The sequence below is a fragment of the Roseovarius nitratireducens genome, assembly GCF_002925845.1.
Classification (GTDB): domain Bacteria; phylum Pseudomonadota; class Alphaproteobacteria; order Rhodobacterales; family Rhodobacteraceae; genus Roseovarius; species Roseovarius nitratireducens.
The window spans coordinates 1-23,081 of record NZ_PDNI01000066.1 but is presented as its reverse complement, the minus strand read 5'-3'; the positions used below and the strand labels follow the sequence as shown (position 1 = coordinate 23,081).

General features: G+C 60.5%; 22 protein-coding genes and 1 pseudogene. 16 read left to right on the top strand and 7 right to left on the bottom strand.

Annotated features, from left to right (window positions below; genetic code table 11):
- Positions 1-282, top strand: a 282-nt coding sequence (locus CRJ03_RS14860; RefSeq protein ID WP_165375279.1) for an integrase core domain-containing protein, incomplete at its 5' end; no start/stop codon positions are given.
- Between the two features lie 101 nt (positions 283-383).
- Here the strand turns inward: CRJ03_RS14860 and CRJ03_RS14855 are convergent.
- From CRJ03_RS14855 to CRJ03_RS14840, 4 genes are all read right to left on the bottom strand, one after another.
- Positions 384-1,148 (bottom strand): GntR family transcriptional regulator, encoded by a 765-nt coding sequence (locus tag CRJ03_RS14855; protein WP_104019664.1) that lies wholly within the window; start codon positions 1,146-1,148, stop codon positions 384-386.
- A 4-nt stretch (positions 1,149-1,152) separates the two neighbouring features.
- Positions 1,153-2,355, bottom strand: coding sequence for a CaiB/BaiF CoA transferase family protein (locus CRJ03_RS14850; RefSeq protein WP_206018382.1), 1,203 nt, complete (start codon positions 2,353-2,355; stop codon positions 1,153-1,155).
- 23 nt (positions 2,356-2,378) lie between these two features.
- Positions 2,379-3,566: an acyl-CoA dehydrogenase family protein gene (locus CRJ03_RS14845; RefSeq protein ID WP_104019662.1), complete on the bottom strand. Its 1,188-nt coding sequence runs from the start codon at positions 3,564-3,566 to the stop codon at positions 2,379-2,381.
- A gap of 98 nt (positions 3,567-3,664) precedes the next feature.
- Positions 3,665-4,168, bottom strand: a complete 504-nt coding sequence (locus CRJ03_RS14840) for a MaoC family dehydratase (RefSeq protein ID WP_104019661.1) — start codon at positions 4,166-4,168, stop codon at positions 3,665-3,667.
- A gap of 335 nt (positions 4,169-4,503) precedes the next feature.
- On the opposite strand from CRJ03_RS14840, the gene CRJ03_RS14835 reads away from it, so the two are divergent.
- From CRJ03_RS14835 to CRJ03_RS14820, 4 genes are all read left to right on the top strand, one after another.
- Positions 4,504-6,480 carry an oxidoreductase gene (locus tag CRJ03_RS14835; protein WP_104019660.1) on the top strand — a complete coding sequence of 659 codons (1,977 nt, stop codon included), beginning with the start codon at positions 4,504-4,506 and terminating at the stop codon, positions 6,478-6,480.
- Between the two features lie 42 nt (positions 6,481-6,522).
- A complete protein-coding gene (locus CRJ03_RS14830; RefSeq protein WP_104019659.1) occupies positions 6,523-7,506 on the top strand; it encodes a Bug family tripartite tricarboxylate transporter substrate binding protein in 984 nt (327 codons plus the stop codon).
- A 79-nt stretch (positions 7,507-7,585) separates the two neighbouring features.
- Positions 7,586-8,068: a hypothetical protein gene (locus CRJ03_RS14825; RefSeq protein WP_129590294.1), complete on the top strand. Its 483-nt coding sequence runs from the start codon at positions 7,586-7,588 to the stop codon at positions 8,066-8,068.
- 2 nt (positions 8,069-8,070) lie between these two features.
- Positions 8,071-9,585 carry a tripartite tricarboxylate transporter permease gene (locus CRJ03_RS14820; protein ID WP_104019657.1) on the top strand — a complete coding sequence of 505 codons (1,515 nt, stop codon included), beginning with the start codon at positions 8,071-8,073 and terminating at the stop codon, positions 9,583-9,585.
- Here CRJ03_RS14820 and CRJ03_RS14815 read toward each other — a convergent pair.
- Positions 9,542-10,501 (bottom strand): annotated as a pseudogene (locus CRJ03_RS14815) (IS481 family transposase). The gene CRJ03_RS14820 and the pseudogene CRJ03_RS14815 sit on opposite strands and share 44 nt — an antisense overlap.
- A 658-nt stretch (positions 10,502-11,159) precedes the next feature.
- On the opposite strand from CRJ03_RS14815, the gene CRJ03_RS14805 reads away from it, so the two are divergent.
- The 11 genes from CRJ03_RS14805 (at position 11,160) to CRJ03_RS14755 (ending at position 21,252) form a co-directional block, all read left to right on the top strand.
- A complete protein-coding gene (locus tag CRJ03_RS14805; RefSeq protein ID WP_165375331.1) occupies positions 11,160-12,269 on the top strand; it encodes a redoxin domain-containing protein in 1,110 nt (369 codons plus the stop codon).
- A gap of 127 nt (positions 12,270-12,396) precedes the next feature.
- Positions 12,397-12,915, top strand: a complete 519-nt coding sequence (locus CRJ03_RS14800) for an OsmC family protein (RefSeq protein ID WP_165375330.1) — start codon at positions 12,397-12,399, stop codon at positions 12,913-12,915.
- A gap of 471 nt (positions 12,916-13,386) precedes the next feature.
- Positions 13,387-14,343 carry a site-specific DNA-methyltransferase gene (locus CRJ03_RS14795; protein WP_439126643.1) on the top strand — a complete coding sequence of 319 codons (957 nt, stop codon included), beginning with the start codon at positions 13,387-13,389 and terminating at the stop codon, positions 14,341-14,343.
- On the top strand, positions 14,289-15,335 hold the full coding sequence (locus CRJ03_RS14790) for an IS630 family transposase (RefSeq protein WP_439126644.1): 1,047 nt from the start codon (positions 14,289-14,291) through the stop codon (positions 15,333-15,335). The genes CRJ03_RS14795 and CRJ03_RS14790 overlap by 55 nt, the downstream gene beginning before the upstream one ends.
- Before the next feature lie 151 nt (positions 15,336-15,486).
- Complete coding sequence (locus CRJ03_RS14785) at positions 15,487-15,873, top strand: hypothetical protein (protein WP_206018381.1); 387 nt, start codon at positions 15,487-15,489, stop codon at positions 15,871-15,873.
- Positions 15,870-17,510 carry a sodium:solute symporter family protein gene (locus CRJ03_RS14780; protein WP_104019653.1) on the top strand — a complete coding sequence of 547 codons (1,641 nt, stop codon included), beginning with the start codon at positions 15,870-15,872 and terminating at the stop codon, positions 17,508-17,510. The genes CRJ03_RS14785 and CRJ03_RS14780 overlap by 4 nt, the downstream gene beginning before the upstream one ends.
- Positions 17,504-18,007 carry a hypothetical protein gene (locus CRJ03_RS14775; RefSeq protein WP_206018380.1) on the top strand — a complete coding sequence of 168 codons (504 nt, stop codon included), beginning with the start codon at positions 17,504-17,506 and terminating at the stop codon, positions 18,005-18,007. The genes CRJ03_RS14780 and CRJ03_RS14775 overlap by 7 nt, the downstream gene beginning before the upstream one ends.
- Before the next feature lie 24 nt (positions 18,008-18,031).
- Positions 18,032-18,793: a haloacid dehalogenase type II gene (locus CRJ03_RS14770; protein WP_104019651.1), complete on the top strand. Its 762-nt coding sequence runs from the start codon at positions 18,032-18,034 to the stop codon at positions 18,791-18,793.
- Between the two features lie 83 nt (positions 18,794-18,876).
- Positions 18,877-19,065: a nitrate/nitrite transporter NrtS gene (gene nrtS, locus CRJ03_RS14765; protein ID WP_206018379.1), complete on the top strand. Its 189-nt coding sequence runs from the start codon at positions 18,877-18,879 to the stop codon at positions 19,063-19,065.
- Between the two features lie 160 nt (positions 19,066-19,225).
- Positions 19,226-19,807: a TetR/AcrR family transcriptional regulator gene (locus CRJ03_RS14760; protein WP_104019650.1), complete on the top strand. Its 582-nt coding sequence runs from the start codon at positions 19,226-19,228 to the stop codon at positions 19,805-19,807.
- A 311-nt stretch (positions 19,808-20,118) separates the two neighbouring features.
- The gene (locus tag CRJ03_RS14755; protein ID WP_104019649.1) at positions 20,119-21,252 is read left to right on the top strand and encodes a Fic family protein; all 1,134 of its coding nucleotides are present in this window, start codon (positions 20,119-20,121) and stop codon (positions 21,250-21,252) included.
- A gap of 551 nt (positions 21,253-21,803) precedes the next feature.
- On the opposite strand, the gene CRJ03_RS14745 is transcribed toward CRJ03_RS14755, so the two are convergent.
- Positions 21,804-22,328: a BLUF domain-containing protein gene (locus CRJ03_RS14745; protein ID WP_104019648.1), complete on the bottom strand. Its 525-nt coding sequence runs from the start codon at positions 22,326-22,328 to the stop codon at positions 21,804-21,806.
- A gap of 112 nt (positions 22,329-22,440) precedes the next feature.
- Positions 22,441-23,081, bottom strand: a 641-nt coding sequence (locus tag CRJ03_RS14740; RefSeq protein WP_104019647.1) for a winged helix-turn-helix domain-containing protein, incomplete at its 5' end; no start/stop codon positions are given.

Sequence of the window (23,081 nt, the reverse complement as noted above, 5' to 3'; positions counted from 1 at the left end):
GAGGATCAGAAAACAGTCCGGGGGACTGTTTTCCCGAGGGACGGCCAGGTCGAGAGGATGAATCGGACGATCAAGGACGCGACGGTCAAGCGCTTCCACTATGACAGCCACGATCAGCTGCGCACACATCTCATAGACTTCATGGCAGCCTACAATTTCGCCCGGCGTCTCAAGACCCTCGGTGGCCTCACACCATATGAATATATCTGCAAGGTCTGGACCTCAGAGCCGGATCGATTCATCCTCGACCCGATCCACCAAATGCCGGGACTGAACACCTAGCGGCTTCGGGTGAATTTCCATTCGGGTCCCTCTCGGTTTCGTCCTCGACACCGATAAGTGTAATTAACTTGATTTTCTTGATCAGATCGAGCGCGCGCGCCTCAGCGACCCGTGGCCAGGCCGCGCTGCTCGAACAGCGTGTTGTACTGGAAACGGTTGGCCGGGTGACAGTTGATCGCGACTTCCACCAATTCGCCATCGCTGGAGATATAGCGACGCGTGATCCGCAGGATGGGTGACGCAAGGTCGGTCGTGAGGCGCGAGGCGAGATTGCGGTCGGCCGTCGCCGCTTCGATTGTCTGATCGACCCGCGCAATGCTGAGGCCATACGCCTCCTCTATGCTCCGGTAGACCGGAACGGAATATGCCCCGACATCGGCGGCAACGCCGCCATAGGACTCGGCGATGTAGATTTCCGTGTAGGCGAAGGGCAGCGCCTCGTCGCCGGAGCGTCTCAGTGCCGAGATGCGCAGCCAGACGCTGTCGTCCGGGCAGCCGAGCATACGAGCGAACTCATGATCCACCACGATCTTCTCCGTAGTAAGGATCTCGAGACGCGTCTCGGCGACATACTGCATGAGGCTGTCTACCGAATGAACGGAACTGACAAAGCGCTTCGGCGCGAGACGGGAGGCGACGATCGAGCCGGAGCCGCGCCGGCGGCGAATGATGCCTTCGTCCTGAAGCTGGCGCAGCGCGTCGCGGATCGTGTAGCGGCTGGCCGAGAAGCGCTGGCACAGTTCCTGTTCCGATGGTAGCTTCTGACCGACGGGATAGGCTCCCTCGGCGATTTCCTTAGCAAGTTGGGCATAGATCGCGCGATAGAGCGGCATGCCCGGCACCGTCGCGCGAAGCTTCTTCTTCACAGCGTCATATTATCCCGCGGCTGCGCAATGATGCCACCTCTTTCTCATCATAGCCGAGCTCTTCGAGCAATAGATCGGTGTGCGCACCTAGGCTGGGCGCAGCCTTTCGGGGCAGAGGCCGGCCGTTGACCTTGAGCGGCGAGGCCAGCATTTCGAACGGCGCCTCTCCGTTTTCGCGCTCGAAGGAACCAATCAAGTCGCTCTGGCGAACGTAAGGATTTTCCAGCGCCGACTCGATGTCGTTGACGGGCGCGACCGGGACCTCTCCGCTCAGCAGCTCCAGCCATTGGGCCGTCGTCTTTGTCAGAAAGACCTCGTCGAACAGGTCTGTCAGAAGCGCGCGATTTTCGAGGCGCGCTTCGAAATCGCAGAAGCGGGGGTCGTCCCCCCATTCGGGCTTGCCGATCTTGCTGACCAGTGGGCGCCAGAACTTCTCCTTGTTGCACATGATGAATATCCATCCGTCGGCCGTGCGGTAGAGCTGGCTTGGCGTCAGCGAGGGATGCGCGGATCGCGGATCGCGGGACTGGTTGTGGCCCGCGTTCAGATACCAGACAGCCAGATAGTTGAGGTTGTGCAGCGCGGTGTCAAAGAGGCTGGTGTCAATGTCGCACCCGATCCCGGTGCGCCGTGCGCCGTTGAGCGCGGAGGACAGCGCAAATGCCGACATCAATCCGGTCATCATGTCGACGATCGACAGACCGAACCGGGCCGGCGGACCACCCGGTTCGCCGGTCACGGCTAGATAACCTGCCTCTGCCTGCATCAGGTAGTCGTAACCGGGCCACGACTTGCGCGGCCCGGTCCGACCGTAGGCCGACAGGTGCGCACATACGATCTTCGGGTTCACGTCCTTGAGCGATGCGTAGTCGACGCCAAGCCGCTCGGGCTGGTCGCCGCGCATGTTGTCCATGACGGCGTCGGCACTAGCGACAAGCCGGTGGAAGAGCTTCTTGCCTTCTGCATCCTTCAGGTTGATCGTGATCGACTGCTTGTTCCGATTGAAGGCCTGGAAAAAGTGGCTGTCACCGTCCGAAAAGAAGTGCGGTCCGATCACCCGTCCGACGTCGCCCCCGTCGGCCGGATTCTCCACCTTGATGACTTCCGCGCCGAGATCGGCAAGCAGCATGCTGCCAAATGGCCCGGCACCGTATTGTTCGACGGCAATGATGCGCGTTCCGGCGAGCGGCAGTGCTTTCTCCGTCATGGTTGCAGCCTCATTCGATCCGGTCATCCTAGGCTGTCTCCGGCTGCGGCCATTTCGACCAGACGCTTGGCGATGATAACGCGCTGGATCTCGTTCGTGCCTTCGCCGATCACCAGAAGCGGGGCATCGCGATAGAGCCGTTCGACATTGAATTCCTTGCTATACCCATATCCGCCGTGGATACGCAGCGCTTCCTGAGAGTTTTCCATCGCCGCCTCGGTGGCGAAGAGTTTCGCCATTCCGGCCTCCAGATCGGATCGCTCGCCGCGGTCGACCTTGCGCGCGGCCTTCTCGGTCAGCAGGCGAGCCGCCTCGACCCGCGTCGCCATGTCGGCCAGCTTGAGCTGAATCGCCTGATGCTCGCAGATCGGTTTGCCAAAGGTCTTTCGAACCTGCGCATATTCGAGCGCCTCTTCGAGCGCCGCCCGCGCCACGCCAACCCCGCGCGCCGCAACATTGACGCGACCGAGTTCGAGCCCCGCCCCCGCGCACTGCATACCCTGGCCTTCGCCGGCAATCAGGTTGAAGGCAGGAACGCGATAGTTGTTGAAGACTAACTCTGCACTGTCGATGCCCTTGTAACCCAGCTTTTCTAGCCGCTTGCTGGCCTGAAACCCGTCGCCCTTCTCGGCGATGAACATGCTCATCCCCTTGTGACGGGGATCGGCCTTCGGGTCTGTCTTCACGAGCAGGGCGAAGCACTGGCCGTAAATGCCGTTCGAAATCCAAGTCTTGGTGCCGTTCACCACATAGTGGTCGCCATGGCGCACGGCTTGGGTCCGGATCGCCTGCAAGTCGGTGCCGCAATCGGGTTCCGTCAGCGCCAAGCCGCCCCGCAACTCGCCGGTGGCAAAGCGGGAAAGAAAGTGCTGCTTCTGCTTCTCGGTGCCGCGACGGGCGACGATGTGCGCCATGATGAGGTGGCTATTGATGATGCCGCTGACCGACATCCAAACCGCCGCGATGCGCTCGATCACCTTCGTATAGAGGCTGGCCGAAAGGCCGAGACCGCCATACTCCTCCGGGATTATCACGCCGAAGAGGCCCAGCTCCTTCATCCGCTCGACGATCTCCTCGGGATAGATGTCGTCCTTCTCCAGCGCATGCACATAGGGTTTTACGTCGCGCTGCAGGAACCTGTCGACGGAATCGAGAATGAGCCGTTCCTGCTCATCCAATTCCGTGTCGCCGGCGGCTGTGGTGTCGTTCATTGTTAACATCTCCAGATTGTCATCGGGGCGTCACCGTTCGGGCTGAGCCTTGCTGAACGCACCAGGTGAAGGGAAAGGCGATCGCGTCTTATGTTTCGCTAATCGCCGACGCCATGGCCGCGTCTCGGCACGAGGCTAGACCGTTCGAAAGACATGAAGACCGTTCCATCGGCCTTGTAGCCTTCGGTCAGGGTTGTCACGATCCCCTGCGTGGGGCGCTTGCGCGACTCGCGTACGTCGAGGACTTCGCTGCGGGCGTAGATCGTGTCGCCGGGAAAGACCGGGTTGATGAGACGGATCTCTTTCCATCCGAGGTTGGCGATCGCTTTCGCGCTGACGTCGTTAACCGTCATGCCAAGCACGATTGCGAGGGTGAGGCCGCTGTTGACTAGCGGTCGGCCGAATTCTGACTTCTCGGCGAAGGCATGATCGCAATGCAGCGGATGGGAGTTCATCGTCACAAGGCTGAACTGGATATTGTCGACTTCAGTCACCGTGCGACCGGGTCGGTGTTCGTAGATGTCGCCGACTTCGAAATCCTCGAGGTATCGACCATAGCTCGCCACGATCACGCGCGATCGCTCCTGTTCCTGGCGTTCCACTCTCTCATCCTCCCTAGGGTTCAGACTCCCAAGTTGTCCGGATAAATTTCTATGGATGAATCAGATTTGTCAACACATCGGGTTCAGGAAGCGACCCAAACGGGCGACCAGATCTCACAAGTCAAGCCGTCGTGCCATGACTCAAAATGACCAAAATTTCTTGTAATAATATGATATTAATTATTTTTATTCCGAACGCAGAACTCCTGATAGCCATGCCAGGACGTGGGGCGCACGGCGTGGCGAGAAATTTTTGCAGCGGGCCGACTTGACAGCGCCGGACATCTCCGAAAAGTTATCCGGACAACAATTGCGGGCACTGAGGGAGGAGCCTTATGTCATCTGGTGACGCCACGGTCTTTTCGAACCTATTCTCTTCCATCTCGGTCGGGGAGAAGACGCTATCGAACCGTGCGGCACTCGTCGCCACCGTAACCAACTATGCACGCGCGAACCGCATCACAGAGCGATGGATCGACTTCTTGGTCGAACGCGCGCGCGGTGGCACTGGCATGGTCATCACTGAGGTGATTGCCGTCGACCCCGACGCGCGTGCGCAGGGCTCGACCGTCACAGGCTACGATGACGACAATATCGAGGGCTTTCAGCGGGCCGCACGTGAAACGCAAGAGGCCGGCGCACGATTGCTCGGGCAACTCTGGCACCCCGGCCGTCAACAGCTCTGGCTTCCAGGGGCGTCACCCAAAGGCGTCTCCGATCAGCCTGACGCCTATAGCTGGACCGTTCCCCACGTGATGACCGAGCCTGAGCTCGAACGTGTCGTGGAGGCCTACGTCAAGGTGGCCGAGCGCCTTCATCAATGCGGATTCGACGGCGTCGAGCTTCACGGGGCGCATGGCTACTTGATTACCCAGGTCCTGTCCCCCTGGTCGAATACGCGGAACGACCGCTATGGTGGCTCGACTGAGCGTCGCGCGAAATTCGTGCGGGATATCGCGGAGGGCATTCGCAAACGCTGCGGAAAGGACTTCATCTTGGGCATCAAGCTGCCGGGCGACGAGGGCGTGGTCGGTGGCATCGATGTGGAAGAGGCCTCTCGCATCACGAGCCATCTCGCCGAGACGGGGAATTTTGACTACTTCGCCTACAATCAGGGCAATTTCAGTCTCAGCCTCGAGCAGCATGTGCCCGACGTCTACTTCAGCCCTGGTCATTTTATCGACCTTCACAAGCAGATCAGACCCTACGCCAAGGGGGTGCCGGTCATGGCGGTCGGCCGCATCAACACTCCCGAACTCGCCGAACGCATCCTGGCCGAGGGATACGCTGACTTTGTAGGTATGTCGCGGGCCCTGATCGCCGATGCCGCCTTTATGGCCAAGGCAGGGTTAGGACGTTCTAGTGAAATCCGCCCCTCGGTGTTCGACAACCAGTCCTGGGGTGAAATTCATGTCGGCAAACCGCTGGAAGAGCCGCAGAACCCACGCCTGGGACTGAAGGGCGACGCCGACTGGACACCCGAGCCCGCCTCGAAGCCACTAAAAGTCGTCGTGGTGGGAAGCGGGCCCAGCGGACTTGAAGCTGCCTGGGTTGCCGCCGCGCGTGGTCACCGTGTGACCCTGCTGAGCGCCGGGAGCGCGATTGGCGGCCATTTCCGGGACGAGGCCGGCCTGCCTGACAGGCGCGAGTTCAGCCTCTTGCTCGACCATTATCGCATGCTTCTGGAGCGTCACGGCGTCGACCTACGTCTATCGACCCGCGTCAGCGCCGAGGATGTACAGGCGCTGGAACCGGATCACGTCGTGTTGGCGACCGGAGCGAAACAGCGAAGGCCGGAAGGTGTCGAAGACAGCGGCGCGGCAATCTCGGGGCAGCACGCCATGGCAATGCTTTCCGAAGGCACGGGTCCTGCGGGCCGCGAGGGCGTCGTGGCGGTCTACGATCACGACCACAGCGCGGCCACCTACGCGCTCGTCGACGAGCTCGCCAAGACAGCCAGCCGCATCATGCTTCTGACGCCGCGCACGTACCTGGCGAGAACCGTGAACTACTGCAGCGCCATCGGCGTACATCGTCGGCTCTACGCGGCCGGCGTAGAAATCATCCACGCGGCCACGGTCGAACGTTTCGAAGCCAAAAGCTTAGTGTGGACCAATCCCTACACCGGTGTACAGAGCAGCGCCGAGGGCGTTGACCTGTTCGTCTATTCGACGCTCCGTCGCGCCGACGACACGCTCGCGGCGCCCCTTCGCAATGCCGGCATCGAGGTTTCTCTCATCGGAGACTGCATGTCGCCGCGAAACCAGATCGGTGCCATTCACGAAGGTCATGCCGTCGGCAACGCACTCTGAGAGACAATCAGTCGCCTGAGACTTCACAAGGAGGAGAAAGTCATGTTCAGTATAAAATCTTTGGCAGCGGGCCTATGGGTGGCCGCAGCAGTCACCGTGCCGCTCGCCAAGGCACAGGAAAAACCCGGCAACTATCCGACCCGTCCCATCAGCTTCGTCGTCGCTTATCCGGCAGGTGGTGGCATGGACGTCGCCGCCCGCACCATGGCCGGCGTCGCAGAACAACAGCTCAGTCACGAGTTCCGCGTCGAAAACCGGACCGGTGGCGGCGGCATCGTCGGCCACAGCTATCTGGCGAACGAAGCCCGGCCCGATGGGTACGCGGTGGGCGTGGTCGCCAATCCGTTCCTCTTCTCCGACTTCCTCGTCCGCGAGGGCGCGTTCGATCAGACTAGTTTTGAGCCAATCGCGGGCATCAACTTCGACCCGGTCGTTTGGGTCGTCCGCTCCGATTCCGAGCTGGCCTCGATGGATTTCGACGGCATCATCAAGACGGCAACCGACGCGCCCGGAGAGTTGCGGGTCGGCGTGATGGCCGGCAACGTCTTTCAGTTCGTAACCGAGATCGTGGAAGATGCGAAGGACGTCGAATTCGAGCATGTTCCCTTTCAGGGTGGCCAGCCGGGCGTGACCGCCCTCCTCCGCGGTGACATCGAGATCACCAACGGCTTTTATGCCGAAGTCGAGCAGTACATAAAGAATGGCGATCTGAAGGCTGTGATGGTCTCCGATACCGAACGGCTGCCCTTTCTGCCCGACACGCCAGCCATGAGCGAACTCGGCATCGACATTCCGGCTCGCACCTGGGGCGCCAGCCGTTTCGTGACGGTGAACCCCGAAACGCCCGAGGACATCAAAGCCTATCTCGCCTCGTCGATCTATAGCGTCCTCAGTTCGGACGAAGCCAAAGCCGCGTTCGAAGAGGTCGGCATGACTCTGTCGCCGACGGATCGAAACGTGACGGCAAAGAACTATGCCGCTAGCTACGACGCGCTGTCTCAGTTCCTCAGCGGTCCGACCGAATAACTCCACAAGAACGGAGGAGGCAGGGCGTCGTCTCAAAAGGATACGCTGCCCTGTCTCACGCATACCCGGAGGACCCATCATGCTCGGTGCTAGATCATTAAGCCTGGTCGTCGTTGCCGGTTGCATCGCATTTTTTGCGGCGGGTGTGGCCATGGGCGATGCGCGCATCACAAGCTACCCTGGGTTTTTACTTGCCGCCGCGATCGTCATCCTTCCGATCCACGTCGTCGGTCAGTTTCGCCATGAAACCGAGCGAGCCTGGTTACCCAAGCTCCCCGGAGGCCGCGCGAACCACCTGAAACTCGTGGCGTTCGGCGCCGTGTGGCTGATCGCGATCTGGATCATGCCGTTCACCGGCTTCATCGTCGCGATGACGCTTGGCGTCTGTGCCAGTCTGACCGCGCTAGGCATTCATCGTCTCTACCTCACGGTGCCGGTCGTCAGCGTCGTCGTGGTTGCAATATTTGCGCTGATTGAGCGCGTCCTCTACGTGCCGATGCCGCGCGGACCGTTGGAGGACGCCATCGGCGGACTTTTCTATCGCATGGCACAGGGAAGCTGATCGTGATCGAAGGCATTATCGTGGGGCTCGAACCGCTGGCGCTTTTGGCGGCTGTCGTCGGCGTCCTTCTGGGGATCGTCTTCGGCGCGATCCCGGGGCTAACGGCGACACTCGGCATCGCGTTGCTGGTGCCTGTCACCTTCCTGATGGAAACCGCTCATGGCATGATCATGCTGGGCGGCGTATATGCCGGTGCGATCTACGGCGGAAGTATCACCGCGATCCTGCTCAACATTCCAGGCACGCCCGCATCCGTCGTCACGGCATGGGAAGGTCATGCCATGGCCAGGGAAGGCGATGCCCCGCTTGCACTTGGTCTGTCGGCGGCAAGCGTGGGTGTGGGCGGCCTCATCTCCGGCTTTGTCCTGCTCTGGTTGACACCGCTGCTGGCATCCGTGGCACTGAGTTTCGGTCCTCCTGAGTACTTGGCGCTGATCGTCTTCAGCCTAGTCATCGTGTGCGTGATGCTGTCCACCCCGCTTCTGGGCAACGCGCTTGCCGCGTTGCTCGGGCTTCTAATCGCAACGGTCGGAACGAACCCCGTCACTGGGTCGTCACGCTTTACCTTCGGGTTCTACGAGCTGACCGGCGGCGTCGGCATCGTCGCGATCCTGATCGGCTTTTTCTGCATGTCCCAGGCGATCCTGATCGGCTGGGCCGCATTGACGCAGCATCAGAAGACCGACATCGTCTTCGGTCGCGGCGGCACCGGTGGCGCGCTGGTGAAGGCACTCTGGGCCCGCGCCGGAACGCTAGGTCGTGGCACGGGCATTGGCCTGTTCCTGGGCATCCTACCGGCAATCGGGCCGGAAACCACTCCGCTAACGACTCACGCCGTCGAGCGGCGGTTCAGCCGCGAAGCCGATCGCTTCGGCAAGGGGTCGAAGACGGGTCTCGTTGTGGCGGAATCCTCGATGGCGGCCAATGTCGGCGGTTCGCTGATCCCGTTACTGGCGCTTGGAATTCCGGGCAGCGGGGCGGCGGCCGTCTTTGTCGGCGCCCTGACCCTGCATGGCCTCAAACCTGGTCCACTGCTTTTCGTCGAGCATCCGCAATCGATTTACGCGTTCTTTGTCGGTTTCATTGTCGTTTACTTGACGATCCTGATGATCGGCCTTTTTGCCGCCCGCTTCTTCGCCGTATTGCTGAAGATTCCGAACGCGGTCGTAGCGACGTTCGTGGCCGCCTTCTCCGTACTCGGCGCTTATGCCATCAACAACACCATGTTCGACGTATGGGTGATGCTGGGCGCGACGCTGCTTTCCTTTTGTCTCGCGGCGCTCAGGATACCGATCCTGCCGCTTGTCCTGGGTCTGATCCTCGGCTTGCTCTTCGAAGAAAATCTGGTTGTCGCACAGTCGGTCGTTCGTGGACCCGAGGATTTGATAGATAGACCGATCGCCATTGGCCTCGCCCTTCTGTCCGTGGCTCTTCTGGCGATCTCGATTGTGCGTCGAAAGCGCGGCTTCAAGCCTAGGTGTTCAGTCCCGGCATCTGGTGGATCGAGTCGAGAATGAAACGATCCGGCTCTGAGGTCCAGACCTTGCAGATGTATTCGTAGGGAGTGAGCCCCCCGAGCGTCTTCAGTCTGCGAGCGAAGTTGTAGGCGGCGATGAAGTCCGCGAGGTGTGTTCGTAGTTGATCATGGCTGTCGTAGTGAAAGCGCTTGACTGTCGCGTCCTTGATCGTGCGGTTCATCCGTTCGACCTGGTCGTTGGTCCACGGCTGATTCGGTTTTGTCAGCCGGAGCTCAATCCCATTCGCCTCGCAGATCATGTCGAAGCGCATCAACCGGGAGTAGATGGTGTTCCGGTTTCAGAGCTGCTCGGCGAACTGGATGCCGTTGTCGGTGAGAACTGTGTGGACCCGGTAGCGCACAGCCTCAAGCATGTGCTGGAGGAACTCCCAGGCTGTCTTTCTGTCAGCTTTTGCAACGAGTCGAGCGACAGGGAACTTGGATGTCCGGTCGATTCCGACAAACAAGTAGAGCTTGCCCTCAGCAGTCTGCACCTCCGCGATGTCGATGTGAAAGAAGCCTATGGGGTAGCGCTTGAACTTCTGCCGCTGGGGCTTGTTCCCCTCCACATCCGGCAGGCGCGAGATCCCATAACGCTGAAGGCAGCCGTGCAAAGCTGAGCGCGTCAGATGTGGGATCGATGGCTGCAGGGCATAGAGGCAGTCATCCAGCGGTAACAGTGTGTGCCTTCGGAAGGCGACGATCATCGCCTCTTCTGCCTCCGACAGGACGGTGGACCGCGGTTCCGACGGCCCGGTCTTTAAATCCTCGACCGTCGCACGCTTGCGTCAATTCGCCACCGTCTTGGGGTTGATCCTCAACTCCCGGCTCAATTCCGCGAGCGAAGCCCGCGATCGCTGTATTGCAGCGCTGACGGCGTGCGTGGTCGTGGCGCTCCCGTGAAGAAGTTGTCCCATAGTGCTTCCTTCTGATGGTCACAGATCAGTAGACCACCACATGCCGGGACTAAACACCTAGCAGGCTGATCCCGCCTCTCTTCACCGTCTCGAACAGTTGACGGCGGCCCGCTTTGCGGGACTGCGAAGCATAAGGAAGAGAGAGTGACATGATAGCTGAGACAAGCCTCATTGGAATAGATGTATCGCGCGACTGGCTGGACGGATTCCGCCTTCCGGGCCAGAGGCGATTTAGGCATCCCAATACGGCAGAGGGACACAATGCGCTGATCGCATGGCGGCAAGCTTCAATCCTGCCACCTTCTGACGCTCCACGCCGCGAATTCGGAAGAACGTTCCGACAGATAAGTCTGGTGGCCATGTCGGAGATAATCGAAGCGATCGCGGTAATGTGAAAAGCCACGGGTTTGCCGGAGACCCGTGCCCGTGAGTAGGATGCGCCTCATGAGACAGGGCACAATAAGGTTGCCCCCAGGGGCCGCCGGCGTGCACATGCCTGCCGCACCACATCAATGACGGCTGACGCACTGACCTGACGGAAACCCACGCCTTCGGTCCTGCACGCGGGCATCGCATCGGAGGGCGAGCTTCCATGAGCGTCAGGGCAGGGCTGCGCCCTTGACACCTTTGACCCAACAATGACGAAATGAGAGTAGGTATGACATTAATTGACAATCCCGAGACCATACAGCCGACCTCGATCTCTGAGGTGTTTCAGCGCGTGGCCAATCACGATTTCCACCCAGTCAGTGAAAAGAGCTTTACCAAGGATCGCAGGCTGCTGACGGATGGTATCGCTGATCTTGCCGATGATGATTGGCGCGTCCGGCTGCTTGCCGTGCGCGATCTGGTCATCGCCGGGCCAGACGCGCTCGAAGACATTACCAGGGGATTGGACGCCGAAGCTATCCACGTCCGCTACGTCGCCGCCACAGCCCTGGGGATTATCGGTGACGACGCCGCGGCGGATGCGCTGGAGCGCACCGCCAGGGATGATCCTGACGCGCTGGCGCGTTCGGCGGCCACAATGGCCCTTGGCCAGATCGGACGCAGCGACTCGCTGAAAGTGCTCAGGCACATCGAGGAACAGGACCCATCCCAGGATGTTCGTCATCAGGCCGAGCTGGCTATGGACCAGATCGAGAAATCAATGGGTTCGACAGAGCAACTGCGCGAGGCCTTTCGCTCGTTGGATCCGGCGTCCTTCGGGCGTGTTCGCCCCGGCGAAGCGGCACCCGACTTCGAATTGCCCAACACTGAGGGGGCGCGTTGGCATCTGGATGAGACTCTCGACGGCGAACACTGGATTGTGCTGGTCTGGGTCTTTGCTGACTGGTGTCCCGTCTGCCATCGTGAATTCGCGGAACTCATCGAACTGCGCAAGGAGTTCAGCGAGACCAACGTGCGCGTCGCCACGCTCGAAGCCCATGATACCTACCGGTCACGCGTGATGGTCGGCAAGGAACTGGACCCGAAATACTGGTTTGCCGAGGAATCCTTTCAGGAAGCCTATGTTGACAACATCTGGTGGCCACACCTGATGGACCGGGCCGGTGCAGTCGGGGCGCGCTACGGCATCGATCCGATGGCTTATGCGGTTCATGCCGAATACATCAACCGCCCGGCCACGATCATCATCGGCCCTGACGGCATTGTCCGGCTGGCCTGGTTCGGTACCTACTGGGGTGACCGCCCGAGCATGTCCGACGTTCTGGGAATGATCCGAAGCGGGGAGTTCGAATTCAATCACGCCAACGCTTCCGAGTGAGTCACCGGTCTTCTCGACGGAAGTCGACCTCGTCGCGGCGGTTTTCTGGTCACGATCGGTTGATCCTGGTTGTGTGATTTTGCGCCACTGCCACGTGAATGGGGATATGGCACGAAGGAGATCTGAAATGACCAACGGTTTGAATGCTCTGAACCTCGAAGCCTACGAAGCGACCCGGGATGCGGTGAGCCGTGATCCGGATGCGGGCAAAGGCAGCTTCGAAGCGATAACCGAGTGGCGCGAAGGTGCTCAGGCCGTAACCCGGGCACGCTCATTCACGATTGAGACCGATGAGCCCGAGTCGCTTGGTGGACGCGACGAACAGATCGATCCAATGGAACTCCTGCTAGCCTCGCTGGGCACCTGCCTGACGATCGGCTGGGTTACAAAGGCACGCCAACGCGATGTTGATTTTCGCAGCCTCAGGATTCGGGTTTCCGCACCGTTCGATCTGCGGGGTTATCTCAACACCGACACGTCAGTGCGCCCGGGCTTTACCGAACTCGCCTACACGGTCGAGGTTGATAGCGACGCAGATGCCGATACTCTCGAAGAGATACGCAAAGCTGCTGAACATTCGTCGCCGATGTTTGACAACATTCTGAACGCCACGCCTGTCCGGGGCGAGGTCTCAAAGACTTTCTGAGTGCAGACCTCGTCCGTTCGGAGAGTAAAGAACCCGTTGGGACTGTGGGGTATGGTCGGCATGCCCTGCATCTAAACCATAACCGTCCTTGGGCCGAATGGTGTGATTTCTCAGCAGAGGAGTTCTGACTCATCATACACTCTGGGCGCCGAAAATGATTTGATCGATACCATCCCGACCCCACCTGCGCCGACTCTCCCCCGGCCGGAAGCCACCAGAGGAAGCCAACCCGGCCAGCCCCTTGCAGCCCAGCCAGAGTGGAGTTCGTGGAAGATGTTGATTCCAGTGCAAAAAGCCAATTGACATTTCTAGCCCCCCTTGACGTATCCCTTGATCATCGAAGACTTGCGCCCGGAGGATACCCTCGCGGGCGCTTTTCTTTTCCCGACATCCCGGATCCTGACGCTGCCGCCCGCCGTTGTGCCGATGCACGCGTTTCCGTCCGCCTGTCCCCAGTATCAGAGCCCATCCATGGACCTTGTCTTCGCACCGAGCCAGATCGAGGCATGGCCGATCGAGCGGCTGCGCCCCTATGCCCGCAATGCCAAGATCCACGGCGACGATCAGGTGGCGAAGATCGCCGCCAGCATGGCGCAGTTCGGCTGGACCGTTCCCTGCATGGTGGCCGACGATGGTGAGCTGATCGCGGGGCATGGCCGGGTTCTGGCGGCCACCATTCTGGGGCTGACCGAAGTGCCGGTGATCCGGCTGAGCCATCTCGACGAGGCCGAGCGGCGGGCTTACCGGATCGCCGACAACAAGCTGACCGAGTTGGGCGACTGGGACGAGGCGATGCTGCGCGACGAGATCGCGGGGCTGCTGGCTGACGACTTCGACCTGTCGCTGTTGGGGATCGGCGAGGCCGAGCTAGAGGCCCTCCTGCAGGACCCCGAGGCGCTGGGCAGTGACGGACCTGTCGAGGGCGAGGAGGATGTGCCCGAGGCACCGGCCGTACCGGTGTCGGTTGCGGGTGACCTCTGGCAGCTTGGATCACATCGGCTGATCTGTGGCGACAGCACGTCGGCCGATGTGGCGGAGTCTCTGACGGCCTCGGGCTTTGCCATCCGCTCGCAGATCATCTGGGCCAAGGACCGGCTGGTGGTCAGCCGCGGGGATTACCACTGGCAGCACGAATCCTGCTGGTACGCCGTGCGCGCCAGGGCCAAGGGCCACTGGGCGGGCGATCGCAAGCAGACGACGCTGTGGCAGATCGCGAACAAGGAACAGGATGCCGAGACGGTGCATGGCACGCAGAAGCCGGTCGAATGCATGCGCCGCCCGATCCTGAACAACTCGAATACCGGCCAGGTCGTGTTCGAACCCTTCATGGGGTCCGGCACCACGTTGATCGCGGCGGAAACCACCGGGCGTGTCTGCTACGGGGTCGAGTTGGACCCGGCCTATGTCGATGTCGCCATAGAGCGTTAGCAGTCTTTCACCGGCGAAGATGCGGTACTGGCGGAAACCGGAGAGAGCTTCGCCGCGCTAAAGGCCAAGAGGCTCGCGGCATGACCGTGCAGATGCGTCCAGGCCAGATCGAGTTCTGGCTACTGGAACGACTCAAGCCCTATGTCCGCAACGCCAAGACCCATGACGCCGAGCAGGTGGCGGAGGTGATCGAGCGCACGCTGAGCACGAGGCCGAAAGACGCCACCCATTGGTCGATCCGTTCCATGACCGCCGAGACGGGCCTGTCGCACACCACGATCCGCAGGATCTGGGCCGCCTTCGGGCTGCAACCCCACCGAAGCGAGACGTTCAAGCTGTCCACTGATCCGCTGTTCGTCGACAAGGTGCAGGACATCGTCGGCCTCTACATGTCGCCGCCGAACCGGGCCATCGTGTTGTGCGTGGAGGAGAAATCCCAGATCCAGGCATTGGACCGCGAGCAGCCGGTGCTGCCGACGGAGCCGGGTGTCGCCGAGCGGAGAACCCATACCTATGTCCGTCACGGAACAACCTCGCTGTTCGCTGCGCTCGACATCGCAACAGGCGCGGTGATCGGGAAATGCTACAAGCGCCACCGGGCGACCGAGTTCCTCGACTTCCTGAAAAAGATCGACGCTGCGGTGCCGGAAGGGCCGGATGTGCATCTGGTGATGGACAACTACGCCACGCACAAGACGCCGAAAATCAAGGCCTGGCTGGCCCGCCGCCCGCACTGGCACATCCACTTCACCCCGACATCAGCCAGCTGGATCAACCAAGTGGAACGCTGGTTCGCGGAACTGACCCGTAAGCAGTTGCAACGCGGCGTGCATCGCTCCACCGCCGAACTGGAGGCCGACATCGTGACCTTTATCGAGGCGCATAATGAAAATCCCAAGCCCTACAGATGGGTCAAGTCCGCCGATGAAATCCTCGCATCCGTCAATCGGTTCTGCCAGCGAACGCAGCAGACCCTACGCGCCGAACTTTAGATTCGGGTGACTAGACTGCTGTGATGGCGGTCCTTGTGGTGATTTAAGTGGTCTACACCAAATCTAGAAAGTGCTTTCCCTAATAGACGGATTCTAAACAATATTATTTTACTTGAATTGAAATTCAAGAATGTTTACCGTTTTAAGTCACATGGCAATGCGCTGTGACGAGAAGATCGCGGTGTGGAGGCTGCGCGTGTTCTTGCTACACAAGGGAGGAAATATCTTGAGCGCTTATCGCAAGGAAATACGGTCAACGATCGGCTTTGGTGTCGTCTACGTCCTTTTGGGGCACACTGGCCTCTGGGCCATTCTGTTGGGAACGGACGACAGCATTCGGGTTCTCGGATTGCCGATCCATTACTTCATCGCCATTACGCTGGGATCATTCGGAGTTCTGCTCTGCTCGATCGTCTGGTGCCGCTACGCCAACCTGCTCGAAGATAAAATCGAGGCCGAGAACGCAGGCGTTGTTCGTGGCGACGCAATCCCGGATGCAGGCCCTGGCGGGCTCAACTTTGCGGAGGTGGCAAAATGACCCCGGCAGACTGGCAGATCCAGAACATCTGGCTGGGCCTCGGCATTACAGTCGCCGTCTTCAGCTTGTATTACGCCGTGGCGCTCTTCAACAACAAGAAGACCGCCAATGCGACCGATCTTTACCTCGCCGGGCGGTCGATCGGCCCGTTTGTCAACTCGCTTGCAGCCTCGTCCACCTGGATGAGCGTTGCCACGTTCCTGGGCGTGGTTGCCCTCATCCAACAATTGCACCTGCCCTTCGTCTACATGTGGGTGCAGTTGATCCTCAGCGTGCCTCTGCTGGTCATGCTCTACGGCGCGTCACTCTACCGAATGGAGGTTTTCACCTCGGTGCATTTCGTCCAGACGCGTTATGGCCGAAACACCGCGTTTTTGGCCGCCGCATGGATGCTGCTGATCATGCTGATGTACATGGTCGGTCAGTTCATCGGCATCGCCAAAGTCTTCGAGGTTCTACTCGGGCTGCCCTATACGCCCTCGCTGATCCTCTCGGCCATGGTGATCACCGGTTACATCACCATCGGTGGCATGAAGGGCGCAACCTATAACGACGCGATCCAGATGGTCATCATGATGATCGCCCTGATCGTGCCGCTGGCCGCGATCCTCAAGGCAATGGGTGTGCCCGGTTTCTGGTTTCCGCCGCTGGGCTATGGCAGCCTGACCGACACACTGTTGGAGCGCATCCCCACCTTCTTCGACCTGAAGTTCGAGGCGCGGTTCTATCTCTCGCTGTTCGTCGCGCTGACGATCGGGACGCTGGGCTTGCCGCAATTGGCGCAGCGGGTGCTGACCTCCGAGAACATCAAATCCGCACGGCGTGTGGTGCCGTGGTTCTGCCTCTGGGTCGGGATGATGTTTCTCGGCACCTATGCGATGGGCATCGCCGGCGTCTATCACTTCGCGCTGATCGGCCAAGAGCTGACGCCCGAGGCCGCCGACAAGACCACCCTGCTGCTCAATCTAGCCTACAATCCCGAATGGGTTTCGGCCTTTGTTATCGCGGGCGTTCTGGCGGCGGGTGTGTCGACCATCGCCGGGCTGATGATCGGCGTAGCAACGGTGGTGGGCCACGATATCGTCGGAGTGCTGCGCCCACAGTTGAGCGAGAAGAAGCAGCTGCGCTACGGCTACTTTGCCCTGGCAGGAACTGGCGTGGTGTCGCTTCTGGTGTCGCTCGACCCGCCGGCATTCCTGATCACCTCGATCTTCTGGGCCTTTGGTCTCTGCGCCACCGCGATCACGCCGATGTTGGTGCTGGGAGTCTGGTCTACGCGGATCAACGTCTGGGGCGCCTTCATCGGCAGCCTGGTTTCCGGCATGCTCTACATCCTGCTGTCGCCCTACATCCTGCCAGAACTTTCCGTGGGGACAGGGTTGGTGGCCAAGCTGGGCTTTGCGACTTCGCTGATCTCGGTGCCGGTCGGGTTTATCCTGACGATCTTGGTGTCGCTAATCGCCGAGAGCGTCAAACGCGAAGCGGCCGCCTTGGAACGCCACCGCGCGCAAGACATGGTCGAGCGGATGCACGGCTGGGCGAATGTCACCCGCGCCCGCTATGACAGCAGCCAATGGTTACTGATCCTGGCCGCGCTCTGGGTGCCGGTCATGCTGTGGGGACTGGTGCCGTGGTGAACGCTATGACTGCAACTGAAAGCCGCTGGCAGGTCGTTCTCGGCATGCCGGTCGCGGGGTTACTTTGGAGCCTCGCCACCCTTATCGCCCGCGGCCCCGAGGTGGTGGCACTGGGCATCCCCATGACTGAAGCTCTCGTCTACATTTCTCTCGGCGGTATGGCGCAAACCTTGTTGTTGTGGGTGGGCTTCACCTTCGTCCTCTGGGCGATGGCCCGCGCCTTTGGGGGCAGGGTGGCCATCTTGCGACTGCTGGCACTGGTATCAGGCTCCGCACCGGTTCTCTGGGCGGGGGCACCCGCCACCGCCTATTGGATTTACGGCACCGCGGGACAGACCGCGATTGCCGCAACATTGTGCCTCACCGCGTTGGCTTTCTTCCTGCGTGGCCTGGCCAAGGCCCTGGCAATCGACCTCGGCTGGCCCGCCTCGCGCGCAGCCGCGGCCGTCGCCACAGCAACCATCTTCCTGGCTAGCTTCACCTTTCTGGCCATCTGACATTCAATTCCGAGGAGACCCAACATGACAATCGACGCTTTCGTCTTCGACGCATACGGCACGCTCTATGACGTCCAATCTGTCTCGAAAGTCACCAGCGAGGAATTTCCCGAACACGGCGAGCTGATCACCCAAGTCTGGCGGCTGAAGCAGCTGGAATACACCTGGCTGCGCTCGATAATGGGCTGTTATCGCAGCTTCTGGGAGATCACCGAGGAGTCGCTGATCTATACGCTCGACGCCATCGGCATCGGCGCCGACAAAGCCACCCGCGACCGGATCATGGACAAGTACCTGCATCTGGCCCCCCATGCCGATTGCCTGACCGCGCTGGACGCGCTCCAGGGCGTGCCGCTGGCGATCCTGTCGAACGGCAATCAGGAGATCCTCGATGCGCTCGTCACAAACACCGGGCTGGACAGCCGTCTGCAAGCTGTCATCAGCATCGACAAGGCAGGCATCTTCAAGCCCCATGACAAGGCCTACGGGCTGGTCGAAGACGCGCTGAACGTGAAGCCCGAGAACACCGTGTTCGTCTCGTCGAACGCGTTCGACGCTTGCGCGGCGAAGAACTTCGGCTTTCAGGTCGCGTGGATCGAACGGGTGACGCCCGAAGCGCTTGCCGCCGAGATTGCCGCGGCGGAAGTGGTTGGCCCCTCGACGATGTTCAAGCTCTTGCGCATGCAGATGGAAAACTTCGATATGGAACCCGATCATCGTCTGGCTTCGCTCGATGACCTAGCGGGGCTGATCAAGCCGACGCAACCGGCCAACATGAACGCATGAGCGATCAGGGGCCCGCTGGGGGCGCTTGCACCGGCTTCTGGAAAATAGCCTGCAATAGGCGCGTCGTCCGGCGTGCCTCGCGGGTGGCCGTTCTGGTGGGCATCGTTCTGGCGGCAATCAATCATGGAGACCGCATCTTGGGCGGCGAGATCGACATCGCCTCCGCCTTCAAGATCTTGCTGACCTTCTGCGTTCCCTATTCGGTGTCGACCTACTCGTCGGTGCTGGCGGTGCGCGATCTTGCCGCCCACTCAAGGCAGGCTTTCAGCTGAGCAAAAGGTGGGTCCGCGGTCATTCGTGGACCTCTCCATAAAGCGGGATCGTGCCGGACCCGCACGCGCCCTGTACGAACCGCGCGCACTGCAATATAAGTAGCTTGGATCATGAGTTGCTTGGATCCGACGGATAGCATTGGAAATTTCGGGGTCTGACATGGGGCGACATAGAGAGTTCGACGAAGAGAAGGCACTGGACGGCGCGATCGAGGTATTCTGGCGCCGCGGCTACTCCGGCGCGCCCATTCAGGAGATCTGCGATGCGATGGGGCTAAACCCCGGGAGCGTCTACTCTGCCTTCGGCAACAAGAATGGGTTGTTTCTGGCGGTGATCCGGCGCTACCTCGACAGCATCAACCGGCCCGGGCTTGACCTATTGGCATCCAGCGCCTCCGGTTTGGACGGCATCCGCGCCTATTTCGATTACATCTCCGAGGGGATTGTCAGTGGCAACCGGCGTTGGGGATGTCTGGGAACCAATGCCTTCGTCGAGCTCAAGGAGTCGGACGATGACGTGGCGGAGATCATGTCACAACACCTGATCCGCCTCGAGACCACTTTTCGTGACGCCTTGATCCGGGACATGGTGGGAGACCCCGAGGCCAAGGCAAAATACCTGCTTTGCGTAGCGCAGGGCCTGAACGTCATCGCCAAGACCTCGCTTGACCGGCAGACGATTCAAACAGTCATTGACTCCGCCATGATATGTCTCACCCCGCCGAGACTGGCCGCAAAGTAAATCATCGGGCAGCCCCTCTCGATCCGAAGCCCTCGCAGTTTGTATGCGGAATGATTGCCGATTTGCCGACCGCCTAAAGATCCTGGTCTGGGAGCAAACCGGCATCGTGCTGCTCCACATGCGCGGCGACGGTTGCTGGAGAGCCCCTTGGGGAGAGGGACTTGCCCCTATTCTATCGCCAAAGGCGCTAGATGGCACAAGGCTGACGGCAACTACTCTTGATGTCAGAATATACCTCAATTCTGTTGCCAAGCAATCTTGCCACGACTACGTTGGCGACAAACCTCGTTGATAACAGAATCGGCGCAGATATGGTCACCAAACCCTACGATCTGACGGATGCCGTCGGCTATCACCTCGGTGCCTTCCCCCCATCGACCCTCGACTACGAGGTGCTGCTCGGACCACTCGAGGAGGCAGCCGCTTCCCTGGCGCGGTATGATGCCAAGATGTCGGGGATGGTGAACAGCGAATTGTTCCTTGCGCCCCTGCGCCGTCAGGATGCGGTCACCTCCTCCCGGATGGAAGGGACGATATCGACCATTGAGGAACTTTACCGGCTGGAGGCCGAAGAGGACGCCGGGAGTGCCGATCCTTATCGCGAAGCGCGCAACGACGACGTCGAGACCTATCTTTATTCGCGGGCGCTCAAGAACGCCCAGCATTCCCTCGCCGAGGGGGCTCCGCTCGGCGAACATCTGATCCGCACTGCGCACCAGCAGCTGCTGTCCTTCGGTCGTGGCGCCCGCAAGCGTCCCGGCAGCTACAAGGTCGAACAGAACTACATTGGGGACGAGCGCCGTGGGAAGATCCACTATGTGCCGATTGCCCCAGAGCAGCTTGGCCCTGCGATGGTTGAGCTTGTGCGATACATCAACGAAAGCCCGATGCGGCCGCTGATCCGCACGGCCATCGCGCATGTCGAGTTCGAGGCCTTGCACCCTTTTGAAGACGGCAACGGCCGGATCGGTCGCATGCTGATCACCCTGATGCTGTGGAAGCTTGGCGTCCTGCATCAGCCGAACTTCTTCGTCTCCGGCTATTTCGAGGCCCACAAGGACGCGTACATCGAACGCATGCGCGCGGTTTCCGCCACCGGCGACTGGACAGGCTGGGTCGCGTTCTTCCTGGAGGCCATGCACGCGCAGGCCACGGTCAACGTTGAGACAGCGGACGCAATCTTCAGCCTTCATGGCGAGATGCGCGAGCGGTTCCGCGAGGTGTTGAATTCGCAGTTCCATGACCAGGCACTGGACTTCGTTTTCGCCAGCCCGATCTTTCGCAACGACCGGTTTGTCGATCGCTCCGGGATTCCTGCCTCCTCGGCACGCGCCCTGTCCCGGCGCCTCGTGGACGCTGGCCTGCTGCGCACGATCGAGCCAGCCTCGGGGCGTCGCGCCGCGATGTACGCCTTTGATCCGCTGCTTGATCTGCTGAAAGTCTGAGGCGCTGGGCGCGCCGATGGGCGACTCCCAAAACGTTGACATGGCGTTGACATGAAACGCGCGCGGAAACCCCGACTTGTTAAGTCGAGTTATAAGAATTGGTTTTATCTTGGTATTCTGGTTGCGGGAGGGTGCCTTGGACTTTGTTTGCCCTTCGCAGCCTATGGTCTGCGCCCTACCTACGAACCTGTATCATTCAGCTTTCAAGTAGGTCCAGATAGTTGCTGTGACCATGAGCCCTGAGCGCTTTAAGTGCTTCGACGCGGGATTTTCGATACGCTTTATCGTCGGGTTTGTATCTTGTAGCTCGAAGTTTGGCGGTAGAAATTCGAGCTGGGCGTCTTCTCCCCAGTCGCGCTGCGGCCTACCGCACACCGAGGGCTTCTTCTTCGGCACCTCCGATGGCTCGGAGACCGAGGACGACCTCGCCTTCATCGCAAACACGCGCGCGCAAATAGCGACCGGAGCGACGATCTTCTACACATCCTGGTGGTAGGTAACTCTGCCACCCACGACGAAGTCGCCTCTCCGGAGGCGGCTTCCTGCGGTTTTCAGGTCACCCTGCGCAAGTGACGGTCGAGGCTCGTCACCGGGTCGGTCGGCGGCTTGCGCGGGATGACGGGTTCCTGCAACCGTTCCGATTTGGGCGCGGGCCGACGGGTGAGGTAATCACTCAGCGCCGTTATGAAACATGTGACATCCTCGTCGGACCATCGATACGGCTCGAACCTGGAAAGCGAGAGATGCGGCACCAGCTTGAGACCGCGCAGCGACTGGTCCTCCGTCACCGCCGCCGTCATCGAATAGCCCGGAAACCAGCGATCCTCCAGCTTGCGCACCGTCATCAGCTTGATCTCGGTGTGCCGGGGGTTGCGCGATATGCGCCCAAACGCTCGGCGGATTTTCTCCTCGCCACCTTCAAGCCATTGCAGGAACGTGGTGTTGTCATAGACCAACGCGCCCGTCAACGCGTCACGGTTATTGTTCCGGCGCGATACGCGCAGTATCTCGTCCATCTGATCGAACGAGAAGCGCGTCGGTTTCGAGCAGTACGCGATGCCCACCAGGTCCTGCATTTGATTGCCTTCCTGCCAATGAATCGAAAATCGAGAGATGTCCCGACCTGTCTCACGAACACGGGATGTCCTCAACGGGTCCTTACGCTGGCCTGCATCCCCGACCACAAGATCACCCGCGTGGATGATCTGCCGCCGTGGAACTGGTCAAAACACGCGGCCTGACCGGGCGCTTATAGGAAAATGCATAGCCGATGCCGTGGACGGTCCGGATGTAGTGAGAGCGCCCTTCGGGGGTGGGCATTTTTCTCCTCAGGCGGCTGACAATACTGTCTACTGCGCGGTCGTAACTTTCCCAGTCCCGCCCCTTGATCGCGTTCATCAACTGATCGCGGTTGAGCACCTGTCCACGGTGGCGCAGCAATGCCACAAGCAGGTTGAACTCTGCCGTGGTCAAGGTGATCTCGCTGCCATCGCGCCCGTAAAGCTGCCGTGCGCCGAGATCCAGCCTGTAGCCATCGAAATCTATGGCACCACCCGGGGATGCCCCCGGCTCTGGGGCACCGGCCGGATGCGTCGGCGCGGCGGGATGCTTCTGCAGTCTGCGCAGCACCGCGTGCACGCGCGCCAATACCTCGCGCACACGGAACGGCTTGGTTATGTAATCGTCGGCACCGATCTCCAAGCCCACTACACGATCAGTTTCCGCCGCGCGCCCGCTTACAATGATCACCCCGCACGCGGGATCCTGTGCGAGTTCCTGAATGAGTGAAAGCCCGTTGCCATCGGGCAATCCGAGATCAACGATATAGA

Coding starts and splice junctions, on each gene's coding strand:
- CRJ03_RS14850 (WP_206018382.1), bottom strand. CDS start 2,355: ATGACGGAGAAAGCACTGCCGCTCGCCGGAACGCGCATCATTGCCGTC.
- CRJ03_RS14845 (WP_104019662.1), bottom strand. CDS start 3,566: ATGAACGACACCACAGCCGCCGGCGACACGGAATTGGATGAGCAGGAA.
- CRJ03_RS14835 (WP_104019660.1), top strand. CDS start 4,504: ATGTCATCTGGTGACGCCACGGTCTTTTCGAACCTATTCTCTTCCATC.
- CRJ03_RS14830 (WP_104019659.1), top strand. CDS start 6,523: ATGTTCAGTATAAAATCTTTGGCAGCGGGCCTATGGGTGGCCGCAGCA.
- CRJ03_RS14825 (WP_129590294.1), top strand. CDS start 7,586: ATGCTCGGTGCTAGATCATTAAGCCTGGTCGTCGTTGCCGGTTGCATC.
- CRJ03_RS14805 (WP_165375331.1), top strand. CDS start 11,160: ATGACATTAATTGACAATCCCGAGACCATACAGCCGACCTCGATCTCT.
- CRJ03_RS14800 (WP_165375330.1), top strand. CDS start 12,397: ATGACCAACGGTTTGAATGCTCTGAACCTCGAAGCCTACGAAGCGACC.
- CRJ03_RS14795 (WP_439126643.1), top strand. CDS start 13,387: ATGGACCTTGTCTTCGCACCGAGCCAGATCGAGGCATGGCCGATCGAG.
- CRJ03_RS14785 (WP_206018381.1), top strand. CDS start 15,487: ATGGCAATGCGCTGTGACGAGAAGATCGCGGTGTGGAGGCTGCGCGTG.
- CRJ03_RS14780 (WP_104019653.1), top strand. CDS start 15,870: ATGACCCCGGCAGACTGGCAGATCCAGAACATCTGGCTGGGCCTCGGC.
- CRJ03_RS14770 (WP_104019651.1), top strand. CDS start 18,032: ATGACAATCGACGCTTTCGTCTTCGACGCATACGGCACGCTCTATGAC.
- CRJ03_RS14760 (WP_104019650.1), top strand. CDS start 19,226: ATGGGGCGACATAGAGAGTTCGACGAAGAGAAGGCACTGGACGGCGCG.
- CRJ03_RS14755 (WP_104019649.1), top strand. CDS start 20,119: ATGGTCACCAAACCCTACGATCTGACGGATGCCGTCGGCTATCACCTC.
- CRJ03_RS14745 (WP_104019648.1), bottom strand. CDS start 22,328: ATGCAGGACCTGGTGGGCATCGCGTACTGCTCGAAACCGACGCGCTTC.